General features: G+C 46.4%; 21 protein-coding genes. 11 read left to right on the forward strand and 10 right to left on the reverse strand.

Features of this window, described 5'->3' with window-relative positions:
• The first annotated feature begins 283 nt into the window (after positions 1 to 283).
• From greA to HL061_RS03435, 7 genes are all read left to right on the forward strand, one after another.
• Positions 284 to 760 carry a transcription elongation factor GreA gene (gene greA, locus HL061_RS03405; protein ID WP_071001849.1) on the forward strand — a complete coding sequence of 159 codons (477 nt, stop codon included), beginning with the start codon at positions 284 to 286 and terminating at the stop codon, positions 758 to 760.
• Between the two features lie 502 nt (positions 761 to 1,262).
• Positions 1,263 to 2,165 (forward strand): hypothetical protein, encoded by a 903-nt coding sequence (locus tag HL061_RS03410; RefSeq protein ID WP_071001850.1) that lies wholly within the window; start codon positions 1,263 to 1,265, stop codon positions 2,163 to 2,165.
• Between the two features lie 237 nt (positions 2,166 to 2,402).
• Positions 2,403 to 3,671, forward strand: a complete 1,269-nt coding sequence (locus tag HL061_RS03415) for a putative DNA modification/repair radical SAM protein (RefSeq protein ID WP_071001851.1) — start codon at positions 2,403 to 2,405, stop codon at positions 3,669 to 3,671.
• A gap of 318 nt (positions 3,672 to 3,989) precedes the next feature.
• Positions 3,990 to 4,862, forward strand: a complete 873-nt coding sequence (locus HL061_RS03420; RefSeq protein WP_071001852.1) for a TIGR03915 family putative DNA repair protein — start codon at positions 3,990 to 3,992, stop codon at positions 4,860 to 4,862.
• 153 nt (positions 4,863 to 5,015) lie between these two features.
• The gene (locus HL061_RS03425; RefSeq protein ID WP_093068198.1) at positions 5,016 to 6,392 is read left to right on the forward strand and encodes a glycosyltransferase; all 1,377 of its coding nucleotides are present in this window, start codon (positions 5,016 to 5,018) and stop codon (positions 6,390 to 6,392) included.
• Between the two features lie 67 nt (positions 6,393 to 6,459).
• Entirely contained in the window at positions 6,460 to 6,837 is a 378-nt protein-coding gene (locus tag HL061_RS03430) for an agmatine deiminase family protein (protein ID WP_227674257.1), read from the forward strand.
• Entirely contained in the window at positions 6,770 to 8,143 is a 1,374-nt protein-coding gene (locus HL061_RS03435; RefSeq protein WP_093068195.1) for an NAD-dependent succinate-semialdehyde dehydrogenase, read from the forward strand. Before HL061_RS03430 ends, HL061_RS03435 begins: the two co-directional genes overlap by 68 nt.
• Before the next feature lie 88 nt (positions 8,144 to 8,231).
• Here the strand turns inward: HL061_RS03435 and HL061_RS03440 are convergent, their stop codons facing one another.
• From HL061_RS03440 to HL061_RS03450, 3 genes are all read right to left on the reverse strand, one after another.
• Entirely contained in the window at positions 8,232 to 9,671 is a 1,440-nt protein-coding gene (locus HL061_RS03440; RefSeq protein WP_093068191.1) for an APC family permease, read from the reverse strand.
• A 301-nt stretch (positions 9,672 to 9,972) separates the two neighbouring features.
• A complete protein-coding gene (gene gabT, locus HL061_RS03445) occupies positions 9,973 to 11,232 on the reverse strand; it encodes a 4-aminobutyrate--2-oxoglutarate transaminase (RefSeq protein ID WP_071001855.1) in 1,260 nt (419 codons plus the stop codon).
• Between the two features lie 177 nt (positions 11,233 to 11,409).
• Positions 11,410 to 12,873, reverse strand: coding sequence for an NAD-dependent succinate-semialdehyde dehydrogenase (locus HL061_RS03450; RefSeq protein ID WP_071001856.1), 1,464 nt, complete (start codon positions 12,871 to 12,873; stop codon positions 11,410 to 11,412).
• 224 nt (positions 12,874 to 13,097) lie between these two features.
• Here HL061_RS03450 and HL061_RS03455 point away from each other — a divergent pair, with 224 nt between their 5' ends.
• Complete coding sequence (locus HL061_RS03455) at positions 13,098 to 13,862, forward strand: IclR family transcriptional regulator (RefSeq protein WP_071001857.1); 765 nt, start codon at positions 13,098 to 13,100, stop codon at positions 13,860 to 13,862.
• Between the two features lie 8 nt (positions 13,863 to 13,870).
• On the opposite strand, the gene HL061_RS03460 is transcribed toward HL061_RS03455, so the two are convergent.
• The 3 genes from HL061_RS03460 to HL061_RS03470 form a co-directional block, all read right to left on the reverse strand.
• The gene (locus tag HL061_RS03460; RefSeq protein ID WP_071001858.1) at positions 13,871 to 14,086 is read right to left on the reverse strand and encodes a hypothetical protein; all 216 of its coding nucleotides are present in this window, start codon (positions 14,084 to 14,086) and stop codon (positions 13,871 to 13,873) included.
• 102 nt (positions 14,087 to 14,188) lie between these two features.
• Positions 14,189 to 15,406: a CaiB/BaiF CoA-transferase family protein gene (locus tag HL061_RS03465; protein ID WP_093068186.1), complete on the reverse strand. Its 1,218-nt coding sequence runs from the start codon at positions 15,404 to 15,406 to the stop codon at positions 14,189 to 14,191.
• Between the two features lie 217 nt (positions 15,407 to 15,623).
• Positions 15,624 to 16,808: an acyl-CoA dehydrogenase gene (locus tag HL061_RS03470; RefSeq protein WP_093068181.1), complete on the reverse strand. Its 1,185-nt coding sequence runs from the start codon at positions 16,806 to 16,808 to the stop codon at positions 15,624 to 15,626.
• Between the two features lie 204 nt (positions 16,809 to 17,012).
• On the opposite strand from HL061_RS03470, the gene HL061_RS03475 reads away from it, so the two are divergent.
• On the forward strand, positions 17,013 to 17,843 hold the full coding sequence (locus tag HL061_RS03475) for an IclR family transcriptional regulator (protein ID WP_093068178.1): 831 nt from the start codon (positions 17,013 to 17,015) through the stop codon (positions 17,841 to 17,843).
• Positions 17,844 to 17,887: 44 nt separating this feature from the next.
• Here HL061_RS03475 and dld read toward each other — a convergent pair whose 3' ends face one another.
• Together dld and HL061_RS03485 are read right to left on the reverse strand one after the other, a co-directional pair.
• On the reverse strand, positions 17,888 to 19,630 hold the full coding sequence (dld, locus tag HL061_RS03480) for a D-lactate dehydrogenase (protein WP_252962532.1): 1,743 nt from the start codon (positions 19,628 to 19,630) through the stop codon (positions 17,888 to 17,890).
• Positions 19,631 to 19,656: 26 nt separating this feature from the next.
• Positions 19,657 to 21,360 carry an L-lactate permease gene (locus HL061_RS03485; RefSeq protein WP_252962533.1) on the reverse strand — a complete coding sequence of 568 codons (1,704 nt, stop codon included), beginning with the start codon at positions 21,358 to 21,360 and terminating at the stop codon, positions 19,657 to 19,659.
• Between the two features lie 242 nt (positions 21,361 to 21,602).
• Here HL061_RS03485 and HL061_RS03490 point away from each other — a divergent pair, with 242 nt between their 5' ends.
• Positions 21,603 to 22,508 carry a LysR family transcriptional regulator gene (locus HL061_RS03490; protein WP_252962534.1) on the forward strand — a complete coding sequence of 302 codons (906 nt, stop codon included), beginning with the start codon at positions 21,603 to 21,605 and terminating at the stop codon, positions 22,506 to 22,508.
• Positions 22,509 to 22,604: 96 nt separating this feature from the next.
• On the opposite strand, the gene HL061_RS03495 is transcribed toward HL061_RS03490, so the two are convergent.
• Positions 22,605 to 23,300, reverse strand: a complete 696-nt coding sequence (locus HL061_RS03495; protein WP_252962535.1) for a haloacid dehalogenase type II — start codon at positions 23,298 to 23,300, stop codon at positions 22,605 to 22,607.
• Positions 23,301 to 23,357: 57 nt separating this feature from the next.
• On the reverse strand, positions 23,358 to 23,684 hold the full coding sequence (locus HL061_RS03500) for a hypothetical protein (RefSeq protein WP_071001864.1): 327 nt from the start codon (positions 23,682 to 23,684) through the stop codon (positions 23,358 to 23,360).
• A 93-nt stretch (positions 23,685 to 23,777) separates the two neighbouring features.
• On the opposite strand from HL061_RS03500, the gene HL061_RS03505 reads away from it, so the two are divergent.
• The coding region (locus HL061_RS03505; protein ID WP_252962434.1) for a transposase at positions 23,778 to 23,954 on the forward strand (177 nt) is incomplete at its 3' end.

Genomic DNA, 23,954 nt, shown 5'->3' on the forward strand with positions numbered 1-23,954 from the left:
AGCCAAGACTTGTTATTGATTATTTTGTGATAATCATACGTTAAAAAAACAATATCTTGAAAGAGACAAACCTACAAAAGCATAGTGGCTGAACTGCGACTATGCTTTTTATTACGTAAGGTTCAGTGCGCTTGGTGCTAAAAGTAGAGGTGCTAACACACAACAGCCTATTTACTAACGACACCATCTGAACCCCGCTCTTTTTATATTTCATACTCATTGCAACAACACTGGCACCATCTCCTTATGAGATGGTGTGGTGTTATTGGTTTAAGGAAAAAACATGCAACGTTATCCCATGACTCCGCAAGGACATGCAGCTTTAGAAGCTGAATTAAAACAGTTAAAAAGTGTCGACCGTCCACGCATCACCGCATCGATTGCTGAAGCCCGCGAGCACGGCGATTTAAAAGAAAACGCTGAATACCACGCTGCCCGTGAGCAACAAGGCTTTTGCGAAGCGCGTATTCGTGATATCGAAGCCAAGCTTGGCGGCGCACAAATCATCGATCCTTCAACATTGCCAAAAGAAGGTCGTGTCGTGTTTGGCGTCAGCGTCATAATCGAAAACATGGACACTGAAGAAGAAAAACAGTACAAAATCGTCGGCGATGATGAAGCCGATTTCAAGGCTGGCAAAATCTCAGTTAACTCACCGATCGCTCGTGGCCTCATCGGTAAGTTTGAAGGCGATGAAGTACGTATCGAAACGCCAAAGGGCGTGGTGGAATACGAAGTGATGAAAGTTATCTACGACTAATAAGACTCACTATTTCTGGTCATCCGTAGGCGTGATGCTTTCAAGGCTGGATGAAAGGCGCTTTGAATAATAGCTCTTTAAATACTAGTTCTCTTAAATAGCAAACATGTTTGACAGTGACAGATACGGCTGGCTATTCGCTACCCAATAACATGAATATAAGCAACATTACGTATTGATAGCATTTATACCGTTTCGGTTACACAATGCAGCTTTTATACACGATTTGTTTTGGCACATAATTATTTGAGTTTTTAGTGCATCGTAATTTTTATATTAGGTGATATTACCCACATAATATCGATGTAAATTTATACTGAAGCACTTTTACTCAAAATAATGATGGTCTGATTATAGACACCGACTATCGTCAGTACTGATACCCTCGTTATTTGGCATACTTTTTGGTGTCATTTAGCGGGGGTTTTGCTTGTTTAGACGTTAATTATTGCTGTTTTACTTATTGCTGCTTTTTTTTATTGATACTGTTAAGGAGTCTATTATGACCATGAAATCTTATACACCATCAGCACTAACCACCACGGTATCTGCAATGCTCGCAGGTATGGTGCTTGCATCCTCAGCCCATGCCGATCCTGAGATTGCGATTAGCTCATCTGCTGGTGGTAGCACGACGGTAGTTGAACAATACTCTGATGGCAAAACAGCCACTATTACTGCGACACCTAACGGTATCACCATGCAAGATGGCATGCCTTATGCCGTGACAAAAGTGACGACTGTGCCGCGCTATGTCGTTCGCCAATCTCCTGTGGTTCAAGGCAGCACGACTGTCACAAGCGTACCTGTAACCAATCGAGTGACCAATAGCGTCACCAAGGTAGACGTCGTCACGGCGCCAGTTAGCACTGTGACACAAGCCCTGCCTGTCACTACCGCTACTCCATTACCTGTGATGAATGCCCCAGCGACAACCGTCATCACTAACCAGCCATCTATCCATCCATCTGTGAGCAATCAAATCACGACGACCACGTTAGATACCTTGCAATTGACCCCGACTTTTAGCACGCCGGGTGTCGTCAATGCAAACACCAAGGTCATGAAAATCATGAAGAATAGTGCTGGACGTGAAGTTGCGGTGCCTGCCAACCATATCGCCCCTGGTGATATCATTGAGTATCACACCACATACACCAACACCACGGCACAGCCAGTTAATGACATCAATGCTATGGTTTCATTGCCAAGCGGCGTCCAGCTGGTATCGTTAAATAGCCCATTACCAACGTTTGCCACCACTGGCGGCGACACTTATAAAACCATTCAGCAAGTTGGCAATACCGTTGTTGTGCAAGAAAACTACTCTGGCCTGAAATGGAACTTAGCAAATCTTAATGCCAATGGTAATCAAACCGTCGTGATACGTGCCAAGGTTCAATAAATAATGCACTCACTACAAAATACGTATCTTTAACAGTATCATGTTGCAAAGGGTCTTGAATATTCAAGGCCTTTTTTAATGTATGTCATATCGAGTAGCATGTATGCTCGCTCACAACCTCTTGATGGATACGACACTATCTGTCGTGTTATTTTTTAAATTTTCTTATAAATACAATGACTTAATACATATTTTGGTAAAATGGTTACTCGTTAATTAATTGGTAACAACCGACTTATGGCAAACATCAATTATGAAAGATTACAGGGCAAGCTCAATATCTTGGCTGACGCTGCCAAGTATGATGTCTCTTGCTCCTCCTCCGCTGGTACTCGCAAAAACCAAGGCGGCGCTCTAGGCGATGCCTCAGCAACCGGTATCTGTCACAGCTATACCGAAGATGGTCGCTGTGTCAGTCTGCTAAAAATTCTTTTGACCAACCATTGCATCTATGATTGCGCGTATTGTACTTCACGTAAAAGCAACGACACGCCGCGCGCTGCTTTTACGGTTGAAGAAGTGGTTGATTTGACCATGCAGTTTTATCGCCGCAACTATATTGAGGGGCTATTTCTCAGCTCTGGTATATTCAAAAGTGGCGACTATACGATGGAGCGACTGGTCGAAGTTGCCAAGCTCCTGCGTACTCGCGAGCGTTTTAACGGTTATATTCATCTAAAAACTATTCCTGGCGCTTCAAAAGAGCTATTGCTAGAGGCAGGACTATATGCAGACCGTCTGAGCGTCAACATCGAAATTCCGACTAAGTCAGGGCTCGCATTGCTTGCGCCTGAGAAGTCACATGATGAGCTAAAAGCACCGATGGAAACGGTTAAAGAAGAGATTATAACTATCCGTGAGAGTCGCAAAACCCACAAAAAAGCGCCTAAATTTACGCCCGCGGGTCAGACCAGTCAAATGATCGTCGGTGCAAGTAACGAGACGGATCTGCAAGTGATTCAGCTATCGAGTCACTTTTACAAAACCTACGATCTCAAGCGTGTCTATTACTCAGGTTATGTACCGATGCTCTCTGATAATCGCTTGCCAGCGATTGGGACCCCTGTGCCGATGGTGCGCGAGAACCGTCTATATCAAGCAGATTGGTTAATGCGTTTTTATGGGTTTGGTGCGCATGAAATTGTCGAGCCAGAATCGCCATTTTTGGACTTAGACTGTGACCCAAAACTGGCGTGGGCGATACGCCATCGCGAGCATTTCCCCGTCAATATTCAGACAGCGACTTATGAGATGATCGTGCGTATCCCTGGCATCGGTACCAAGACGGCCAAAAAAATCGTCAAAGCGCGCAAATTTAACCAGTTGACGCTCTATCATCTAAAAAAGATGGGAGCCGCGGTCAACCGTGCCAAGTATTTTATCGCAACCACTGGCAAAAACGAGCACCTTGCCCATTTGACACGCGATAACTTCCGTCAGTATGTACTGGCGCAAACGCAGACCAAGTTTAAAGATCAACGTAGCGGACAGCTAGCGTTGTTTTAAATTTGGCATTGTCATAAATATAAATCAATCTAGGGCGTGTTGAACATTCGCAAATAGGCACTGCTGATCGCTAAAACTGTTCCAGACAAGGCACAAAGCGACGATAATGCAGATGCCTTAGCGAGATTTGTAACGCAGTATGGGGCAATTTTAGCATCAGCCCCAACGATAAAAAGCAGGGGACAGGACTCTTTTTTGCAGCCTCTGTCACGCGATGCGAACAGCACGCAAGAAAAATATCCCCCAGTAGCATTTGACAATACTTACATACATTTTATGGCGAGCCAAAATACATTTCACATCGTTTCAGGATAAACCATGTCAGCACTTGTGCAAAACGACAATTATACTATCGGTCAGTTAACGCCCAGCATTGTGCTGTATGAGCCAAGCTTTGAGGGCTGGCTCAGCGCGGTGTTTTATGTCTATGCCAATCGATTGCAAGAAGACGCCTCACTCAAACTCACCGCTCAAGACTGTTATATACCCTCCTTGATTGCGCAAGCGATTAGCGTCGCAACGGATGCAGACAACGCAGAGCGCGTATTGGTTAAACTAAATAGCTTGCTTGGTCGCTCAGGTATGCGCAATATCTTGTGGGGGTTTTTATCAGAAAAGGACGATATCGGCACGACTTTATTCCGTGTGGTTAAGTATGCCATTGACTACCCTAGCCGAAATATCATGCAAGATCTTGGTCACTTGGATGTGTTAGAGCTGGTACAGACGGTCAAATCCGTCGGCCGTGAAAAACATCGCATGGAGGCCTTTGTACGTTTTGAGCACACGACCGATGATATTTATTTTGCACGGGTCGAGCCTGATTTTAATGTATTGCCACTGATTGGGGAGCATTTTCGTCAGCGTTATCAAGATCAGCACTGGGCGATTTATGATCTGACACGCGGCTACGGCATTTATTATGATAAAAGTAATAGCACGCCTACTCGTCCCGCGCCGCTACAAACCATCACCGACCTTGATGATGCGGTACTACGCAATCCTGCCAGCATTCATAGCCCTGATGAGCAGCGTTATCAAAAGTTTTGGCAAGGCTACTTTACCAACGTCAATATCAAGGAGCGCAAAAATCCCAAGCTACACAGGCAATATCTACCGCAGCGATATTGGAAATACTTAAGCGAAAAACAAGTATTGCCCAACGCTGAGCATCTACAAAAACGCCGCTAAATACATTTGAGTAGTTTTGAGCCAAGAAAATTATGCTCATATCTGCTGGAAAGCCACATATCTGACGCCATCTTTTTATCTTGATGGTTGAGTTTTATGCGCTTTTAACTGACAATAGCAGCTTGATCCTCCTAACCTGTGACCTATGTTATTATGAAAGTGATGCGCCTACTGTCGTCTTTGAAGCATGATGAATCCGAGCGCGGTATTTTTCATCTTGGGCGCGCACTGGTCAAAAACGGGCATACCTCGATCATTGTTTCTAGCGCTGATGAGAGCAATGACTTGGTCAGACGGCTCAAGCGTGATGGCAATCACTATCATCAAGTCCACATGAACAAAAAATCGTGGCTGTCATTGCTGCAAGTTTCAGCACTACGGCATTTGATTGAGAAGTATGAGCCTGATGTCATTCATGTACATTCGCGCACCCCTGCATGGATATTGCATTTAGCATTGCGCCGAGCGCGGGTCAAGCGTTTCCCAAAGCTGGTCTCGACCATGTATGGGTTTTATCCTATCAATAAATACTCTCAAGCATTGCTCAATGTCGATACAATTATAACGGTCTCTGATAGCGTCACCCAATATCTAACAAGAAGACTGCGCCGCGAGGAAGCCGATCCCAAAGTCATCACGCGTATCTACCGCGGCATTGATACTCGGCGCTATCCTTATCGGCACAATCCATCGGTCTATTGGTTGCGTCATACCTTTGCGGAATATCCTGAGCTTGAGCATAAGAAGTGGCTCGTATTTCCAACGGTCATTGGCAATGAGTATGGTCAAGAATGGCTGATTGATATCTTGGGCAATCTACAAGAGCAATTTCCCAATATTCATGTCATCATTATGGACGATGATGATAAAGATGGTGATGTCGCTCATGAAGACTTTCGTCAACGTACTCACAGTCTGGGGTTGGCTGAGCGCATTACTTATGTGGGTAGCAAGCGTAATGACATGCGTGAATGGCTCTCAGCGGCCAATATCGTTATGGCACTTGCCAATGAACCAGAATCGATCGGCATTAATGCCCTGCAAGCGATTCATTTGGGCACACCTGTCATTGGCTGGGATAAAGCCGCCTTTAGCGAAATCTTACAACCGCTCTATCCGCAAGGTTTGGTAAAAGAACACAATGCCAACTCGTTATGTAAAGCGGTGCGCAATCAATTAGAAAGTGTGACGCGACCTGAGATGACCAACAAATTCACCATGCGTGAGATGATCGAAAAGACAATCGCGGTATACCAAGGATTGTACGATACTGCGCTGGCAGAAGAACAGGCTGAGGCCGATGCGCTCGCCGTACGAAGAACCAAAAGAAGCCTTAAAAAGACCTATAAACCTGCCTTTGGTGCGGCGGTCAAACATGTCGAACCCATCCCCAAACGCCCAAAAGTCAAATTGATCAAAGAAAAAGCAAGTAAAGCGGAATCGCCAGAAATAGAAGATGAAATAAAAGTAGAAGAAACAACAAAAGTAGATATCAAATCAGAAGCACCTGACGCTGATCAAAAGTCATAAGCTGACTGCCTACCTCTATCTGTGCAGGAGCCAATCTCAGTCATGATGAGATGTATTAAGCAAAAAAATGCCATTTCCAGCAATGGAAGTGGCATTTTCAATCTGTATTAAGATGAGTATTCAGTTTAAAGTTACAGAACACGAGCCTAATAAGTCATTGGTGTATGTGCACTTTGAAAAAATCTCTCCGCAGCATCAAGTAGTGGGAGTACGCATAAAAGAGATTGTCTATGGCGGCGGTAATATTCATTGTATTACAATGAACCATAATAAATCGCACTTATTAGCAAATGAAAGCATAGCAGTAACTGAAAATATAAGCATAAACACAAAAATGGATTTTAAACCCAAAAACACGCTAAAAATAAGGAAAAAGTATGAGCGATTATCAAATCAACAATCCAGCCACTGGCGAACTAGAAGCCACTTACCCTACCGCCACTGAACAAGACATCCAGCAAGTCATCGAGCAGGCTGACAACGCCTATCAAGACTGGCGTCAGGTTTCACTAAGCGAGCGCAGTGCACTACTGCATAAAATTGCCGATAGCTATCTGGAACGTCAAGACGAGCTGGCTCGTATCGTGACGGGTGAGATGGGTAAACCCGTTGCACAAGCCAAGGGTGAAATCGGTCTGGTCGCTGAGATCTATCGTTACTATGCAGACAATGCTGAGCAGCTACTCGCGCCGAATACCATTGACGTTGACTCAGGATCAGCTTCGGTAGAAAAACGTCCTGTTGGCGTTCTACTCGGTATCATGCCGTGGAATTATCCGCATTATCAAGTGGCACGTTTTGTCGCGCCAAACTTTATGGCAGGTAATACTATTATCTTAAAGCACGCGCCTCAATGCCCTAAGACTGCAGAAGTTATCGCTGATATGTTCAAAGAGGTCGGCGTACCTGAAGGTGTTTATAACAATATCTTTGCCACCAACGAGCAGGCAGCGACTATTATTCATGACAAGCGTGTACAAGGTATCTCACTCACTGGCTCTGAGCGCGCTGGACAAGCCGTTGCCAAAGAAGCAGGCGGCGCACTCAAAAAAGTCGTGTTGGAGCTTGGCGGCTCCGATGCCTTTATCGTTGCAGCAGATGCCGATATCAAACAAGCGATAAAAGGCGCGATCTCTGGTCGTTTTGGTAATGCCGGCCAAGCCTGTAACGCCGCCAAACGCCTAATCGTGCTTGAGTCTGTCTATGACAAGTTCGTTGAGGGCTTTACTGATGCTGTACGTGGTATGACATTGGCCAATCCTCTTGATGAAAAAACCTTTATCGGCCCAATGTCTTCAAAGGCTGCCGCGGTCAATCTGCAAGCGCAGTTAGATAGTGCCGTTGAAGCAGGCGCGACGGTCCTAGTAGAAGGTGGACTGGTCAAAGATAAGCCTGGTGCATGGTTCAAACCTGCGGTACTAACAGATGTCACTGAATCAATGGATGTCTACCGTGAAGAGTTGTTTGGTCCTGTCGCTGTCGTCTACAAGGCTCGTGATGTCGATCACGCTATCAAGATTGCTAATGATGTGCCTTTTGGTCTTGGTGCTTCTATCCAAACGCAAGATGCTGCCCTAGCTGCTGATATTGCTGATAAATTAGAAGTGGGCATGGTCACTATCAACGCGCCGTCTGGTACCGAAGCCAATACCCCATTTGGCGGCGTTAAACGTTCAGGATTTGGTCGCGAGCTTGGTACGCTTGGTATCACTGAGTTCTTAAACTATAAGCTTATCCGTGATAAGTCTTAATCGTATAAGCACTTGATTGTATGCACTAAAAAAGCCTAACGTTTGACGTTAGGCTTTTTAAGGTAGTTAACTGTCTAAAATGAGACTATTATTTATATGGATTTTCTTTTAACCATTGTTGATTAATGATTTTGAGCTCATGCAGCTCATGATCCATAATCTCTTTACTCTTACCAGGGTTTTTCATTGACGCATAGCCATACATTGCGCCGCCAAGAACCGTCCAGCCAAGGAAAATCCACCACTCGATAGGAACCAATGCCGACGGCATACCTGGCAGATAAAGCGCCAACATACCAAGGCTGAGTACGATTGTGATGACACCAACCAATTTACCTGCTGGTACTCTAAATGGACGTATCATATTAGGCTCACGGTAGCGTAGCACTAAAAATGACAATGCAACACAAGTATAAGCGATAACGATACCAAAGCCGCCCGCATCAACAATCCACACGAGCATTTTGCGACCAAATAATGGCGCTAGTGTTGCAAGGCCACCGATCAACAAGATCGCATTGACCGGGGTGTTGTATTTAGGGTGTAGCTTGCACAAGAACTGTGGCAACATGTGCGTTTTACCCATGGCGTACAATAAGCGACTGCCACCAATAAGAAACGCGTTCCAGCTTGATAAAATACCCAGTACACCGCCGATAACCAGCAGCGTACCTGCCCATTTACCATTCCAAGCGTTGGTCATCGCATCAGCAGTCGCCAATGTTGAATCTTGTGCTTGCAATAGCGGCAGGGTTTTGCCCACACTCCAAGCGACAGCCACGTACCAAAGCACGGCAATGATAATAGAGACAATCAAAAATTTGCCGATATTTGGACGCGTTAGGTTGATTTCTTCTGCGGCTTGTGGAATCACATCGAAGCCCACGAATAAAAACGGTACCATCACCATCACCGTCATGATACCGCCCATACCACCGATAAAGTTTGGTGCTTGTACTGAGTTGGAGGTTTCAGGATTGAATAATAACGCACCAACGAATAGTAAGATACCGACGCAGAAAATACCGACGACGGCCAACTTTTGGAACCACGCACTGACTTCCATACCGCGTATATTGAGCCAGGTGACAATGATGGAGCCAAGCATACCGACAGCTACCCACGTGGCATAAACATCCCAGCCTGCGACATTCCAAAGATAGCCTTGACTATAATTGGGAATGACATATTCGACAACGGTTGGCAGTGCCACCGCCTCAAAAGCAACGACGGAAAAATAACCAAATAAAATACTCCATGAGCAGATAAAGGATATATTTACCCCCAGTGCACGGTGTGTATACGTGTGCTCGCCTCCTGTGATAGGCATAGATGCCGCCAATTCAGCATAGGTCACGCCAATCAAAACCACCACAAGACCGCCAATTAAGAATGCACTGATTGCGCCCCAGATGCCTGCCGAGATAATCCAACCACCCGCCAGCACGACCCAGCCCCAACCAACCATCGCACCGAATGCCAGCGCAATGATATCGAACACACCTAACGTTTTCTTTAATTCAGACATAACCTACTCCTTGTCTGTGTGTCATCCGTGTGAACCTTTTATGGTTACACTATTTCTATTTAATGGAGTAATACCCATCATATTTACTGTATATCGTTTCCGCCAAAGAAAGCCGATTGCTCGTTGTTTGATATTCACATAGCAAAAACGGCGCCTTGACTTGCAAGGCGCCGTTTAAAATCACACTCCATGTGAGTGTCATAAGGGCAACCTTGCCGTTATCTTCACTATAACTTTTCAATCAAAATCAATGTTTGATTAGAAGCGATCCATCGCTAAATTTTATGACACTCGATAACTATTAAGCTGCAAGGATATCTTTAATGATATCAAGACCTTCTTGTAGCACCTCGTCTTCAACTGTTAATGGCACCATCACACGAATAGCATTGCCATACATACCACAAGACGCTAGTAGCAAGCCTTGCTCAAATGCTTTTGCTTTTAGGTTGGCTGCTGCTGCTGCATCAGGTTTGCCTTCGCTATCAATCAATTCAAACGCTAGCATCGCGCCTTTATGACGGATATGACCGATGCTGCTTAGGTTCAAGCCTTTTAAGAACGACGCGATGGTATCGCCAATCTCGATACTACGCTCCAGTAAGTTTTCTTCTTCGATCACTTCCATGACAGCAAGCGCAGCCACACAGGCGAGCGGGTTACCAGAGTAAGTGCCACCTAAGCCGCCGACTTGCGGCGCATCCATGATATCAGCACGGCCGATGACCGCAGAGATAGGATAACCACCCGCCAAGCTTTTCGCGGCAGTCATCAAATCAGGCTCGACGCCTAACTGTTCAGTGGCGAACAACGTACCTGTACGAGCAAAACCACACTGTACTTCGTCAAAAATAAGCACGATGCCATGCTCATCACAGATCTCGCGTAGTGCTTTGGCAAATGATGGCGTTACCTGATGGAAACCGCCCTCGCCTTGGACTGGCTCAACAATCATCGCTGCCACTTCACTCGGATCGATGTCTGCTTGGAAGATCATATCAAGGCTATGTAGCGCTTGTTCTTCGGTCACATTCAACTCTTCTGCAGGGAACAATGCATGGAACACAGGTCCTGGCATTGGGCCGAAGTTCTTTTTGTATGGCAGTACTTTACCAGTCAGGCTCATGCACATCATGGTGCGACCATGCCAGCCACCAACAAAAGAGATCACACCTGGACGCCCCGTTTTAGCACGTGCAATCTTGATGCAGTTTTCGACCGCTTCTGCGCCAGTAGTCAAAAAGAACGCTTTTTTATCACCGCTGATCGGTGCTTTTTCACACAGCTTTTCTGCCAAATCCACATAGCACTCATAGTTGATCATTTGCGCCGCAGTGTGCGTAAATTTGTCGAGCTGCTCATGCACACGCTGGGTGATTTTTGGATGGCTATGACCGGTGTTCAATACTGAGATACCACCGACAAAGTCGATATAACGCTTGCCTTCAATGTCCCAAATCTCTGAGTTCTTTGCTTTTTCTGCAAAGATAGGAAAGGCAACCCCAAGTCCTGTTGGTAAAACAGCTTTGCGGCGCTCAAGTAATGACTGATTGGTAGTCATGGGAATGTCCTTTTCTGTGTTCGTAACATAAATGCCATCTAGTGATTGGCGGTTCAGTTGATACCTTTTAGATATCGAGGGATGTTTGTTTAAGATAAAACACCATTCGACATCTAAAATGTTTCGTTAAGTTTTTTGTTAAACGAATGTTCTGCTAAATGCTAGCCGAGTTATTTATTAGCTGATGTCAGAACACCAGTATTTAGTCGTAATATAGTCTTCGATACCATATTTTGAACCTTCACGACCAAAACCAGACTGTTTTACGCCGCCAAATGGGGCAACTTCTGTAGAAATCAAACCCGTGTTATGGCCGATCATGCCGTACTCTAACCCTTCAGTGACGCGCCATGAGCGTGCATAGTCACTACTATAGAAGTAAGCGGCCAAGCCATAAATGGTATCGTTGGCAGCACGAATCACTTCTGCTTCGTCTTTGAAGGTAAATATGGTCGCAATTGGTCCAAAGATTTCTTCAGAGGCGATATCCATATCACTGCTGATATCGGTAATAACGGTTGGGTTATACGTCAGCTCTGAGGCGTCATTGACACTACCGCCCGTGACCAATTTGGCACCCTTATCTAAGGCGTCTTTTAGCAGGGCTTGAACTTTATCTAACGCTTTTTTGTTGATAAGCGGTCCAATATCGACGCCTTCTTCTAAGCCGTTACCTACTTTTAGTTCAGCGACTTTTTTGACAAAGACGTCTAGGAACTTATCTTTGATGCTGTCTTGCACGTAGACACGGTTGGCGCACACACAGGTCTGACCCGCATTGCGATATTTGGAAGCGATAAGGCCTGCCGCCGCTTTCTCAAGATCAGCATCATCAAAAACGATAAATGGCGCGTTGCCACCCAGCTCGAGTGATAGCTTTTTAATAGTCGGCGCGCATTGTGCCATTAGCGTACGACCGACTTCTGTAGAGCCTGTGAACGACAGCTTATGAATACGTGCATCGCCTGTTAGGATTTCACCAATGGTTGATGATTTGCCCGTTACAATCTGGAGCACGCCTGCAGGAATACCCGCTTGCTCTGCCAAAGCGCCCAATGCTAATGCTGAGAATGGCGTTTCGGTGGCTGGTTTGACGATAATTGTACAGCCTGCTGCCATCGCTGGAGCGACTTTGCGCGTGATCATCGCCGCTGGAAAGTTCCAAGGGGTGATGGCGGCACAAACACCGACGGGCTGCTTGAGCACGACGTGACGTAATTGCGTACTATTGGCAGGAATGACATCACCGTAAACGCGCTTGCCTTCTTCGGCGAACCAGCGAATAAAGCTATTGGCATAACCGATTTCGCCGCGTGACTCAGTAAGCGGCTTGCCTTGCTCAGCGGTCATGATGATCGCAAGATCTTCTTTATTGGCATCAATGAGATCCGCCCACTTTTGCAACAGCTCTGCACGCTCTTTAGCCGTTTTTGCCGCCCAAGCAACTTGCGCTTCATGAGCATAGGCAACGGCGTCATTGACATCATCGGTCGTGAGGCTAGGCACGGTACCGATAAGCTCGTCGTTGAATGGGTTATTGACTTCAAGTACCGCCTCGTCACTGGCAGCATACCAGCCGTCTTTGATAAAACAAGATTGTTTGAGTAGGTCTGGATTGGATAACTGTAGCGTATTTGACATGTTAACGCTCCTTCCTTGTCATATAGGTATGTTTATAAGAGTGGATATAATAGTAGTCATGAGATAATGATTGATAATTGTTTTTTTGTTCAATATACTGAACACGTATTCTATATACGAGACATCATTATAAGAACGATATGTCGTGATTTGCAACCCTTAATCGCATTATTTTGATAATTATCTTGTGCTTTTTCATTTTATTTTACTTTTATAGGTTACTTATGAGCTCGACTGCCGTACCTGCCTTAGACAAAACCTTTCAGATTTTGGACTTGATTACCGATAGCGCCCAGCCGCTGACAGCCGCTCATATTGCCAAAGAATTGGGGCTTCCTCGCAGCTCTACGCATAATATTTTGCAGAGCCTACTGTCCAAGCACGTCATTTATAAAGATCCTGAAAGCCGCTTTTATTTGGGCTCATATCTAATGTATTGGGCGGGAAAGTACGAGCAGCAGCAAGGCGTTGTACGATTGTTTAAGGATTTGATCGTGCAGTATCCGGTGCTACTGCAACACACGGTGACGTTGTCAAAACTGGATTTGGGAGAAGTGGTGTTTTTGGCCTGCCATGAATCACCTGCCCCGCTTGGTTTTACCTTTCGTGCAGGCGTGCGCGTGCCTGCGGTATTTTCGGCGACAGGCAAAGCCATGCTATCCACATTGTCGATGGATAGCATAAAGTCACTGTATAAAGAAAAGTTCCCCACACCCATGACCCAACATGGCGTCAAAAACTTTGCGGATTTATCCACTGAGCTTGCGGTGATTCAGGAAAGTCGAGTGTCGCTCGATAATGGGCAGTTGCGTGATGGGATGTACTGCTTGGGCACGTATATTCGTAATGCATCCGGCACGGCGGTCGCTGGCATGGCAGTGAGTTTTCTGCAAGGAGAGTATGAGTCCAAACGGGCTGAGGTCAGTGCGGTATTGATTGAATTGGCCGAACAGATTGAGCGGCATTTGGGCTTTATAGCTGACTCATAATTGATTGCTTATGTGACGTAGTTGCAAGATTCATTATCATGAACGGCTAATATGGGCGCGATACCGATATCGGTGACAGCGGTAACCTCTAAACCCAATGCTGCTGGTTCTTTTAACAATTCCACCATACGCTCTGGTATCTCCAGCGGCTCAAACATCTTGCCATAAGAAAAATAGGGCAACGGTCTATACAGACTTAGGTTTTCATGGCTATATATTTTCATGCTTAACATTCCTTGTTTTACACTACTTGGTTTAGCTTGTTTTGTTTAAAAATTCCATTTTTTAGTATTTATCACTGTAAAGATACTGTGGCAAGCATTGAACTAAACAATGCCGTCCGCCTTTAGCTTGGCGATTATCTCGCTGTCGTAGCCTAAATCAGCAAGCGTACTATCGGTATGCTCGCTCAAACGCGGTGGCGGTGTGCGATAGCTGACAGGGGATGCCGATAATTTGATGGGATTGCCAAGGGCGCGAACGGGGCTGCCTTGCTGAGCGAAACTCACGATCATTTCTCGCGCTTGTGCTTGCGGCATCGCCAAAGCTTCGGCGACGTTGTGAATCGCACCGCAAGGTACGCCGACCTGATCCAAAGCTGCAAGCCAGTAAGCCCGAGGCTGTTTGGCAAATATTTTAGTCAGCTCAGCACAAAGCAGCCCACGATTGGCAACGCGATTAGGATTGGTCGCAAAACGCGTATCAAGATGCCAATCAACTGACAATACGTTGCACAGTTTGGCAAATTGATGATCATTACCGCACGCTAAAATAAAGTGCGCCTCCCCTTTAGCCGCAAATACTTGATAAGGCACAATGTTGGGATGCTGATTGCCCAGTCTTGGTGGAATCTTATCTGAAGCCAAATGATTCATGCCGACATTGGCCAGCATAGACAGCGCACTGTCTAAGAGTGCGACATCGACATGTTGACCGACGCCAGTATGTTGACGCGCCAATAGCGCCGCTTGGATACCAATCGTCAGCTGTAAACCTGCAAATAAATCAATCACTGCGACGCCAACTTTGTGTGGTTCGCCATCACTTGGTCCTGTGATACTCATCAACCCTGACAACCCTTGAATAATATAATCATAACCGGGACGCTTGGCATCTGGTCCTGTCTGCCCAAACCCTGTCAAAGACGCATAAATCAGGCGCGGATTGTCTTGCTTGAGGCTGTCGTAATCTAAACCGTATTTTTTGAGACCACCGACTTTGAAATTCTCTACCAAAATATCACTGTCAGCGATGAGCTGTTTGATTATGGTCTGCCCTGCTGGCGTGGTGATGTCTACCGTGAGTGATTTTTTGTTACGATTGATGGTAGCGTAATAAGCGGAGGTGTCATCGCTGAAGGTTGGCGGTGCCCAGTGGCGCGTCTCATCACCGATATGTGGACGCTCAACTTTGATGACGTCTGCGCCCAGATCGGCGAGCACTTGCGTACAAGAGGGACCTGCCAACACTCTTGATAAATCGAGGACCTTGATACCATGCAATGCACCTTTTGGTATATCCATCATATCAGTTATATCTGCCATGAAACCCCCTTACCCTGTGGCGTATTCTTCGATTTTCTGATTAGAAAATTGCTATTCATCATTTAGTTTTTTGCGTTGTTTAATGACACACTGTTAAATAAATGGTGAGTAACAACTGAAAAACGTACGCCACTGTCGATACTCTTTTTGATAAAAAGCCAAGCAGCAACGTACGTCATGAAGTACCACTTTGTTAAATTTTCTTAGCTAAAAATACTTAAAAGAACGCCTGAATGCCTGTCTGTGCACGGCCTAAGATAAGCGCATGAATATCATGCGTGCCCTCGTAAGTATTGACGGCTTCCAAGTTCATCACGTGACGGATGATGTGGAACTCATCAGAGATGCCATTACCACCATGCATATCGCGGGCAATACGAGCGATATCGAGCGCTTTACCGCAGTTGTTACGCTTAATCATGGAGATCATCTCAGGTGCAGCGTTGTCTTCATCCATCAAACGACCGACACGTAGCGCGGCCTGTAGACCTAAGCTGATTTCGGTTTGCATATTGGCAAGCTTTAACTGCACCAGTTGGGTGGCGGCAAGCGGACGACCAAACTGCTTGCGATCTAGCGTGTATTGACGCGCCGCTTTCCAGCAAAACTCTGCCGCGCCCATACTGCCCCAAGCGATACCATAACGCGCTTTATTCAAGCAGCCAAACGGCCCTTTTAGACCGCGGATATCTGGGAAAGCATTGGCTTCAGGAACGAACACTTTGTCCATGACGATCTCACCGGTGACCGAGGCGCGTAGTGAGAACTTGCCTTCTATTTTCGGCGCAGATAGGCCTTTCATGCCTTTTTCTAAGACAAAACCACGAATCTCGCCTGCATCATCTTTTGCCCAGACCACAAACACATCCGCGATAGGACTGTTGGTAATCCACATTTTATTACCCGTCAGCTCATAACCACCATCAACGGCGCGCGCACGTGTCGACATTGAGGCAGGATCAGATCCCGAATCAGGCTCAGTTAAACCAAAGCAGCCGACGTACTCACCTGTGGCAAGTTTTGGCAAATACTTTTCTCTTTGCTTTTCAGTGCCATACGCCCAGATCGGATGCATCACAAGGCTTGACTGCACACTCATCGCTGAGCGGTAGCCTGAGTCGACCGCTTCCACTTCCTTGGCAATCAGACCATAAGCCACACTCGATAGACCTGCGCAGCCGTAGCCCTCGATGGTCACGCCAAGCAGACCCATCTCACCCATTTGACGCATGATATTACGATCAAAATGCTCATTACGGTTGGCATTGATAATACCGGGCATCAATTCCTTTTGAAAAAATTGACGGGCGCTGTCGGTGACCATGCGCTCTTCTTCAGTGAGCTGGTCGCGTAATAAGAAAGGATCTTCCCAATCAAAGCGTGGGCTGGTCGATGTTGCCATATGTCTCTCCTTGATATCAGTCATCCTGACTGACGAATAGTGGTTGATACATATTTGGTTTAACAAGTTATTGACTTTGTTATTCCGCTATGCGAAACTTTGTTTCATAATATAAAACTATTTAAACAAACTTTTGCCATCCTGTAAACCTTTATTAAAAAATAGGCATCAAAAGAGATAATCATTAAGAGAAATGGAGATAAAATGACAACATCTACATCGGCAGCTACCTCACTACTCGGACGAATGGATCACCTGATGGGTCAAAGCAAGGAAGAGAACGATCGACAGTTTGTGACGGCACTAGGTCGTGGATTGGTTATACTGGCTGCCTTTGAACACCATGAGCGCCTTACCCATCAGCAACTATGTCAGATGACCAAACTGCCAAAAGCGACCATTAGTCGCCTGATTCATACCTTGACCACGCTTGGGTTTTTGCGTACTAATGAGCACGGACAGTATCAACTGGGCAGCAGTGCAGTACGCCTAAGCGCGACCGCATGGGGTCGTCATGACATGGTGGCCTATGCTGAGCCACTATTACGGCAGTTCGCTAGCGAAAATGAGGTATCGGTAAATCTAGCGACCGAAGTTGAAGGAGAGATGCGCTATCACGCCTGCTGTCGTAGTCCTGCACGCCTATCGGTCAACTTGCAGGTTGGCTCAGCGGTGCCGGTGGCACGTACTGCCATTGGACGGGCTTTTTATGCAGTAAGCTCTCAAGCGAGAAAGGCAATGATTATTAGCAATTTGAAAGAGAATTTATCTGATGAAGATTACATTCACGCACAGTCAGCGCTCACTCAAGCAGCCCAGCACTATGAGCAGTACGGCTATACCGTCTCTGATGGGGAGTTCTCTACTGATATCTTGGCAGTCGCGGTTGGCGTCTATGATGTCGCGACTGGGCAATACGCCTATTCGCTTAATGCCAGTGTACCAAGTGCCAACTGGGAAGCGGACGACTATGCGGCAATCATAGTGCCAAAATTGCAGGCATTGGCGGAGCGGATTGGCGGTGGTGATGCGTAAAAGTAAGCGACTGTCACTTCAAGTTTCATCACCATTATAAATGGCTATAAACAGCACGCGCAGTTGCGTTTGGTTTTTGGCATTTGACCGATACCAGGGTTAAAAGTATTGGTAGGATCTAGGCGCTCATAAAATTGCTGCAAGTCAGGTTCGGCTTCATATAAGTGGCCGACATTATGCTCAGCAGGGTATTTGGCACCGCGCTTGTTTAATAGCTCAAGCATCATCTTTTTGACCTGCTTGGCATCACTGCCCTTTTTTAAAATATAATCTTGATGAAACACATAACAAAAAAAGTGACCGTAATACAGCTTTTTTTCTAAGTGCTGAGTGATGCTCTCAGGCAAATTTTCCAGCCAATCAAGCGTATTACGCGGGATAGCAATATCGAGCGCCAGTATCTCTCCGGCGGTCTCTTCATGCATGACTTCATAACGTATGGCGGCCCCTGCGGCAGCAAAGCGATGCAAAAAGGCGCTGTCTGACTCAGCTTGCGTGCAGGTAAAATAACTGCCCGTTTCTGAGTCTGCAAAAAACGACTCTAAAAAAGACTGTGCCTCATAGATGCCCTCATCGCTCATTTTGATAATCAGGTGATGCTCATACTGGTTGCGGTACTCAAGCATGCGCTTGGGCAAATGCTGCGGCAATACTTGGGCGATCATTTGCATAACTTTATCGGTCAAATGATTGGGCACCCATGACCATTTACTCAGTTTGGCATCAATACTGCCTTTGATAGAAAACAGCTTGGGCAAAGCATTGGTACCCAGATGCTTGATGCTCAAAAAGGTGTCTTTGCCGTACTTGGCAGACACATCAAATATATCGCGGTGCATATATTCGCCCACTTCAGGGACATTTTTAAAGCTCGATAGTATTTGTCGTCTCAGTAGTGCCAGCTCATACACACTATTGCTACCGACATAAAAGGTTTGCTCTTTGGTTGCGGTGGGATATGTATCCAGACGAACGGCAAAAACGGCCAACTTGCCTGCACAGCCACTGGCTTCATACAGCCTGCGCTTATCCGCATTAAAGCGGCTCGGCGTGTCGGCATTGACATCCTGTATTCGGGCGACATACTCTTTGTCTGAGGCCAGTTTGTTGCTTTGGGATAACTGTGACTTGTCAAAATAGCCGTTTTGTAAATTGGTGAGGATTTCTTCGGGCGTATCGCCCAATTCAACCTCTAAATGATTCACCAATACCAGCTGACCGTGTTCATTAATCTGAGCAAACAGCGACAGCTCCGTGTAAGCAGGGCCTCGTTTGACCAGCGCGCCGCCTGAATTATTGGAGACACCGCCGACGATTGACGCGCCCAAAGTCGATGAGCCAATCACCGAGTGCGGCGCTCGATTGACCGCTTTTAACTCGTTTTGCAGTTGATGCAAAGTCGTACCCGGTAGGCTGATAATTTGCTCATTATCATTGATCAAATACAACTTATTTATCGCCAGTGTATTGATCACTACCACGGGTCTGTCGTAGTCATCACCGCTGGGCGTTGAGCCTTCTGTCAGACCTGTTTTGGCCGCCTGCATGATGATGATACAGTTGCCCTCAACACACACTTCCAGACATTGCCAAATTTCAAGCAGCGTTTGCGGAAACAACACTGCCAGCGCGCTACCGCCGCCTGAGCGCCAGCCCATGCGGTAGTGCTCATTTTTAGCTGGATCTGCCTGTATATTGGCGGCGCCCAGTATTTTGGTTAATTTAACCAACACCTGATCTGATGGTAGCTGGCTTGTATAGGAGGCGGTCGATCGATAACGGTTCATTACTTGCTCTTTTTTTTACTGTGCATTCATAAGGTTAGCGGTCCTTGAACGCCAAAGAGATAAATGGCTGCCATAACGATGATGCCACTGAACAACACATAATAGATGGTTGGTAAGATGGTGCGTCTTAGCGTCGCGCCCTCCATCCCAAGCAGCCCAACGGTTGCTGATGCGGCCACCACATTGTGAATGGCAATCATGTTACCCGCCGCGGCGCCAACCGCTTGTGCTGCGATGATGAGTGAGGGCGAGATGTGCAAGCTCATAGCCGCTTCATACTGGAACTGACTAAACATCATGTTTGACACGGTATTCGAGCCTGCGATAAACGCACCTAGGGCACCGATGGTTGAGCTGATCAGCGGAAAGGCGCTGCCAAACGTGCCTGCAAACAACTCAGCACTGGCAACTGGCATACTCGCGACATCGGATAGATTGACCCCAGAGTTGATAAAAATCCGCACCATAGGGATGGTAAAAATAAGCACAAACCCAGCGCTTAAGACGGTTTTGCTTGATTCGCTCAAAGCATCACCCAGCGCACGCGTTGGATTTTTAGTTTGCACAAAAGCTGCGATTAAGGCGCTGATTAACAACAGGCCGCCGGGCAAGTATAAAGGACTAAAACCTGCACTGATATCGGCCTCGCCCAAAATCGTATTAAAGTCTAGCGTGGCGCTGCTGAGCAAGTCCTTAAAGTCAGCAAACATTCTCGAACACACCAGTAGCAGCGCCACTAGCAAGTAAGGAAACCATGCCATCAGCGTAGACATGGTCTTGCCTGCTGGGGTGGCCACATCTTCTTTGCTGACCACCAGTTTACCCATCCAATCGCTTGGCCAGCTGCTTTTGGCTTCAAAGTCCCACGTGGTCTTTGGTACCAAAAATCCTTTTTTAGCCGCCTGAATGACAATCGCGACACTGACCAGTCCACCAATCAACGATGGAAATTCAGGACCCAAGAAAATACCCGTTAAAGTGTAAGGTACAGTGAAGGCCAACCCTGCAAAGATGGCAAAGGGCCAAATGGCTAAGCCTTCTTTCCAACTTTTATTTTTACCAAAAAAGCGGGTGAGCATCATCACCATCAGCAGCGGCATAAACGTCCCAATCACACCGTGAATGATCGCCACTTGGGTGGTAATCAGTTGTAAAAATTCTTCCCATTGCATGCCTTCTTGCGCCAGCAGCGCACTGATGGCCACGGTATCTAGACCCTTATTCACCCCAATAACAATCGGCGTACCGACCGCCCCGAACGATACGGGCGTGCTTTGGATCATCATCCCCATAAGCACCGCACCCAATGCAGGAAACCCTATCGCGACCAGCAGCGGTGCCGCAATTGCAGCCGGTGTGCCAAAGCCCGATGCACCTTCCAAAAACGTACCAAAACACCATGCAATGATGATGGCTTGCACTCGGCGGTCAGGCGATACGTTGATAAAACCTGCGCGAATCACTGCTATAGCGCCCGTGTGTTTTAGAGTATTTAATAAGAACAGCGCACCAAATACGATCCACAATACCGATATCGTAATCACGGTCCCTTGAAGAATAGAGGACGACACGCGGTTAAACGTCATGTCCCAAATAAAAAGTGCGAGCGCGGCAGTCACCGCCAAAATGATCGGCATGGTTTTTTTGGCCGACCATTGTAGACCAATAAGAAATATGCCACTGAGTATGATTGGCAATAGGGCAAGTAACCCATAGACAGTCTGATTCAAAATTCCCTCTCCCTGTTATCGTCTGTGCATCCTTGAACACCACTCTTAAACGCCGCCCTTAAACACAGTCCTTACATACAAACACTCAATCGCTCAGATTAACAGCCTCATTGTGCTTAGGGTAGAATTCACACACTCTAATTCTACGCTTTACAAGTGCAAAGATAAACGGCATGATCAGACAAGGTTATTTTCCTTTTTTGCTATAATACGAAATATATTACCCTGATTAGAGAATCGGTATGATTAAAGCTGATGACATGGTTTTGTTTGTTTTGGTGGTCGATGAAGGCTCTTTTTCCAAAGTTGCTGACAAACTGGCGCTGACCAATTCTGTAGTGAGCAAACGTATCGCGCGCCTAGAAGCCAACTTAAATGCACAATTGCTCTACCGAACCACCCGAAAACTCAGCTTGACCGATGCCGGCCGAACGCTGTATCACAAAGCCAAATTGGCTCAGCTTGCCATTCAAGAAGCGGAAAATACTGTCATCGGCTATGGCGAAAACATGAAAGGCCATATCCGCGTCACCGCCCCTGTGGTCTCTTCTGACTTACTACTCAGCACGGCTATCGCTGAATTTTGTAAAAAATATCCTGAGATAACCGTAGAGCTATACATCACCAACCGTTTGATTGATTTGGTCGAAGATGGCTTTGATTTGGCCATCCGAACGGCGGAGCTTGGAGACTCCTCCTTGATTGTCAAACGCCTGATAGACAGTCAATGGGTGATTTGCGCCACCCAAAATTACCTCAACAAATATGGTACGCCGCAAACCCCCGCCCAACTGCAAAATCATGATTGCCTCATCTATAAATTTGATAACACCAGTAGCGACTTGTGGCCGTTATATGAGGATGGTGCTGAGCTGCTGCTGCCCGTCAGTGGCCGCTTTCATAGCAATCATTTAAGCGCGATCAAACATGCTGCGCTGAGTGATTTGGGCATTGCTTTTTTGCCGCAAGCACTAGTGTATAAAGCCTTTCAGCGCCAGACTTTAACCCAAATTTTGCAAGATTTTACCCGCAAGCGTATGGGGATGTTTGCGGTGTATCCCAAATCAAAACAGCCCGATCAAAAGCTCAAATTATTGGTTGCTTATTTGCAAGACGCGCTAAAAGACAAAGAAGCCTACTACTGCTAAAGCACTAGTTTTATAAGCGGCCTCACACCCAACTGTTTTATCAGACATAAAAAAGCCACCTGCTTGGGTGGCTTGTTTGATGTTTCTTTTTGGGCGTTATGAGTCGGTGTTTTGCGTAATGATTTGCTGCGCTAATGTGCGTAAGTCATCCGCCATATAATCGGGCGTTGGTACGTGGTTGGCGGGCAATAACGCATTGTGCGGACGCAATAAAAACGCGCCCTGACAGCCTGCTGCCTGCGCGCCTATCGTGTCCCACAGATGGCAAGCGACCAAACACAGCTCGGATGTGGACACGGACAGTGCCTCGGCGACCAGATTGTAAGTCGCAGGTGCGGGTTTAAACTGACGCACCGCCTCAATATGAAATGAGCGCTCAAAAAATTCGCTCAACCCCGCCTTTTCTAGCGGTGGCGGTGACTCGCTGGACTCTGAATTGGTCAAGGTCACCAGTCGAAAGCCTGCCTCCTTAAGCAGCGTCAGCGCGGGCACGACATCGGCATACGCGGGCATCTTGCCCATGCGCGTCTTTAGCTCGTCAATATCGGCATCGGCAATCTCAACGCCATGAATATCAGCAACCATCCGCAGCGCGCCGACCCCAATCTCACCAAACGGCGTATACAGTCCTGATAAGGTCAGGGTTTGCGAGTACAGCACCAGCTGGGCGAACCATTCGCGCAGTATGCTGCCATCATTAAAAAGGCGGCTAAATAAAGGCGTAAGGGTACTGATATCGAGCAAGGTTTCATTAACATCAAAGACGAGAATCGGGCGGGTGTCGGTGGGCATGCGTTTTCCTATTATTATTGTTATTGTGGTTTTGGGTTAGGTTAGCATGGATGATGCCTACGAGTTTGTAGCGTTTACACACACCGCATCGTGTCCAACAAAATATGTATGATGATCTGCCACTTCTATATTATAGACATTATCCTCATAAGGGTTAGGACAGACATCGTTATAGCGTTGCATCTGCTCGTGAATACTGCTCTCTAACAATCCTGTTGCATTACCATATCTTTCAATGTTAGCTAGAGCCTTTTCAAATAACTTTTCATCACCAATACTGTTATCCTTGACTACCCTTCCATCAAAAATTAAAGGCGAATACATTTCTTTTATAAACTTACCAATTGTGTGTGTAGCAGGATCTTTATCTTGACTAAACCTCACATTCAATGTTTTATAAAGCTCAGGGTCTACAATAAAAGGTGCCTGAACCGCCCCGGTATTGTCGGAGACTTAACATTCTGAGAGAATACGACAATGAAAAGACAAACCTACACTCCTGAGATTAAAGAACGCGCCGTCCGTATGCTGATCGAAGCAGCAAACGACTATCCCTCCACATGGGCAGCCATTCAAGCCATTGCCCCTAAGATTGGCTGCACGCCTGAAACCCTGCGCTCATGGCACAAGAAGCATATAGATCAAACTATCCCT

Origin of the sequence: Psychrobacter sp. PSP, assembly GCF_024085615.1 — a bacterium.
GTDB lineage: Bacteria > Pseudomonadota > Gammaproteobacteria > Pseudomonadales > Moraxellaceae > Psychrobacter > Psychrobacter pacificensis.

What these genes read in the sequence shown, in the direction of transcription:
- greA (WP_071001849.1), top strand. Translation starts at nt 284, where the DNA reads ATGCAACGTTATCCCATGACTCCGCAAGGACATGCAGCTTTAGAAGCT.
- HL061_RS03410 (WP_071001850.1), top strand. Translation starts at nt 1,263, where the DNA reads ATGACCATGAAATCTTATACACCATCAGCACTAACCACCACGGTATCT.
- HL061_RS03415 (WP_071001851.1), top strand. Translation starts at nt 2,403, where the DNA reads ATGGCAAACATCAATTATGAAAGATTACAGGGCAAGCTCAATATCTTG.
- HL061_RS03420 (WP_071001852.1), top strand. Translation starts at nt 3,990, where the DNA reads ATGTCAGCACTTGTGCAAAACGACAATTATACTATCGGTCAGTTAACG.
- HL061_RS03425 (WP_093068198.1), top strand. Translation starts at nt 5,016, where the DNA reads ATGAAAGTGATGCGCCTACTGTCGTCTTTGAAGCATGATGAATCCGAG.
- HL061_RS03430 (WP_227674257.1), top strand. Translation starts at nt 6,460, where the DNA reads ATGCCATTTCCAGCAATGGAAGTGGCATTTTCAATCTGTATTAAGATG.
- HL061_RS03435 (WP_093068195.1), top strand. Translation starts at nt 6,770, where the DNA reads ATGAGCGATTATCAAATCAACAATCCAGCCACTGGCGAACTAGAAGCC.
- HL061_RS03440 (WP_093068191.1), bottom strand. Translation starts at nt 9,671, where the DNA reads ATGTCTGAATTAAAGAAAACGTTAGGTGTGTTCGATATCATTGCGCTG.
- gabT (WP_071001855.1), bottom strand. Translation starts at nt 11,232, where the DNA reads ATGACTACCAATCAGTCATTACTTGAGCGCCGCAAAGCTGTTTTACCA.
- HL061_RS03450 (WP_071001856.1), bottom strand. Translation starts at nt 12,873, where the DNA reads ATGTCAAATACGCTACAGTTATCCAATCCAGACCTACTCAAACAATCT.
- HL061_RS03455 (WP_071001857.1), top strand. Translation starts at nt 13,098, where the DNA reads ATGAGCTCGACTGCCGTACCTGCCTTAGACAAAACCTTTCAGATTTTG.
- HL061_RS03460 (WP_071001858.1), bottom strand. Translation starts at nt 14,086, where the DNA reads ATGAAAATATATAGCCATGAAAACCTAAGTCTGTATAGACCGTTGCCC.
- HL061_RS03465 (WP_093068186.1), bottom strand. Translation starts at nt 15,406, where the DNA reads ATGGCAGATATAACTGATATGATGGATATACCAAAAGGTGCATTGCAT.
- HL061_RS03470 (WP_093068181.1), bottom strand. Translation starts at nt 16,808, where the DNA reads ATGGCAACATCGACCAGCCCACGCTTTGATTGGGAAGATCCTTTCTTA.
- HL061_RS03475 (WP_093068178.1), top strand. Translation starts at nt 17,013, where the DNA reads ATGACAACATCTACATCGGCAGCTACCTCACTACTCGGACGAATGGAT.
- dld (WP_252962532.1), bottom strand. Translation starts at nt 19,630, where the DNA reads ATGAACCGTTATCGATCGACCGCCTCCTATACAAGCCAGCTACCATCA.
- HL061_RS03490 (WP_252962534.1), top strand. Translation starts at nt 21,603, where the DNA reads ATGATTAAAGCTGATGACATGGTTTTGTTTGTTTTGGTGGTCGATGAA.
- HL061_RS03495 (WP_252962535.1), bottom strand. Translation starts at nt 23,300, where the DNA reads ATGCCCACCGACACCCGCCCGATTCTCGTCTTTGATGTTAATGAAACC.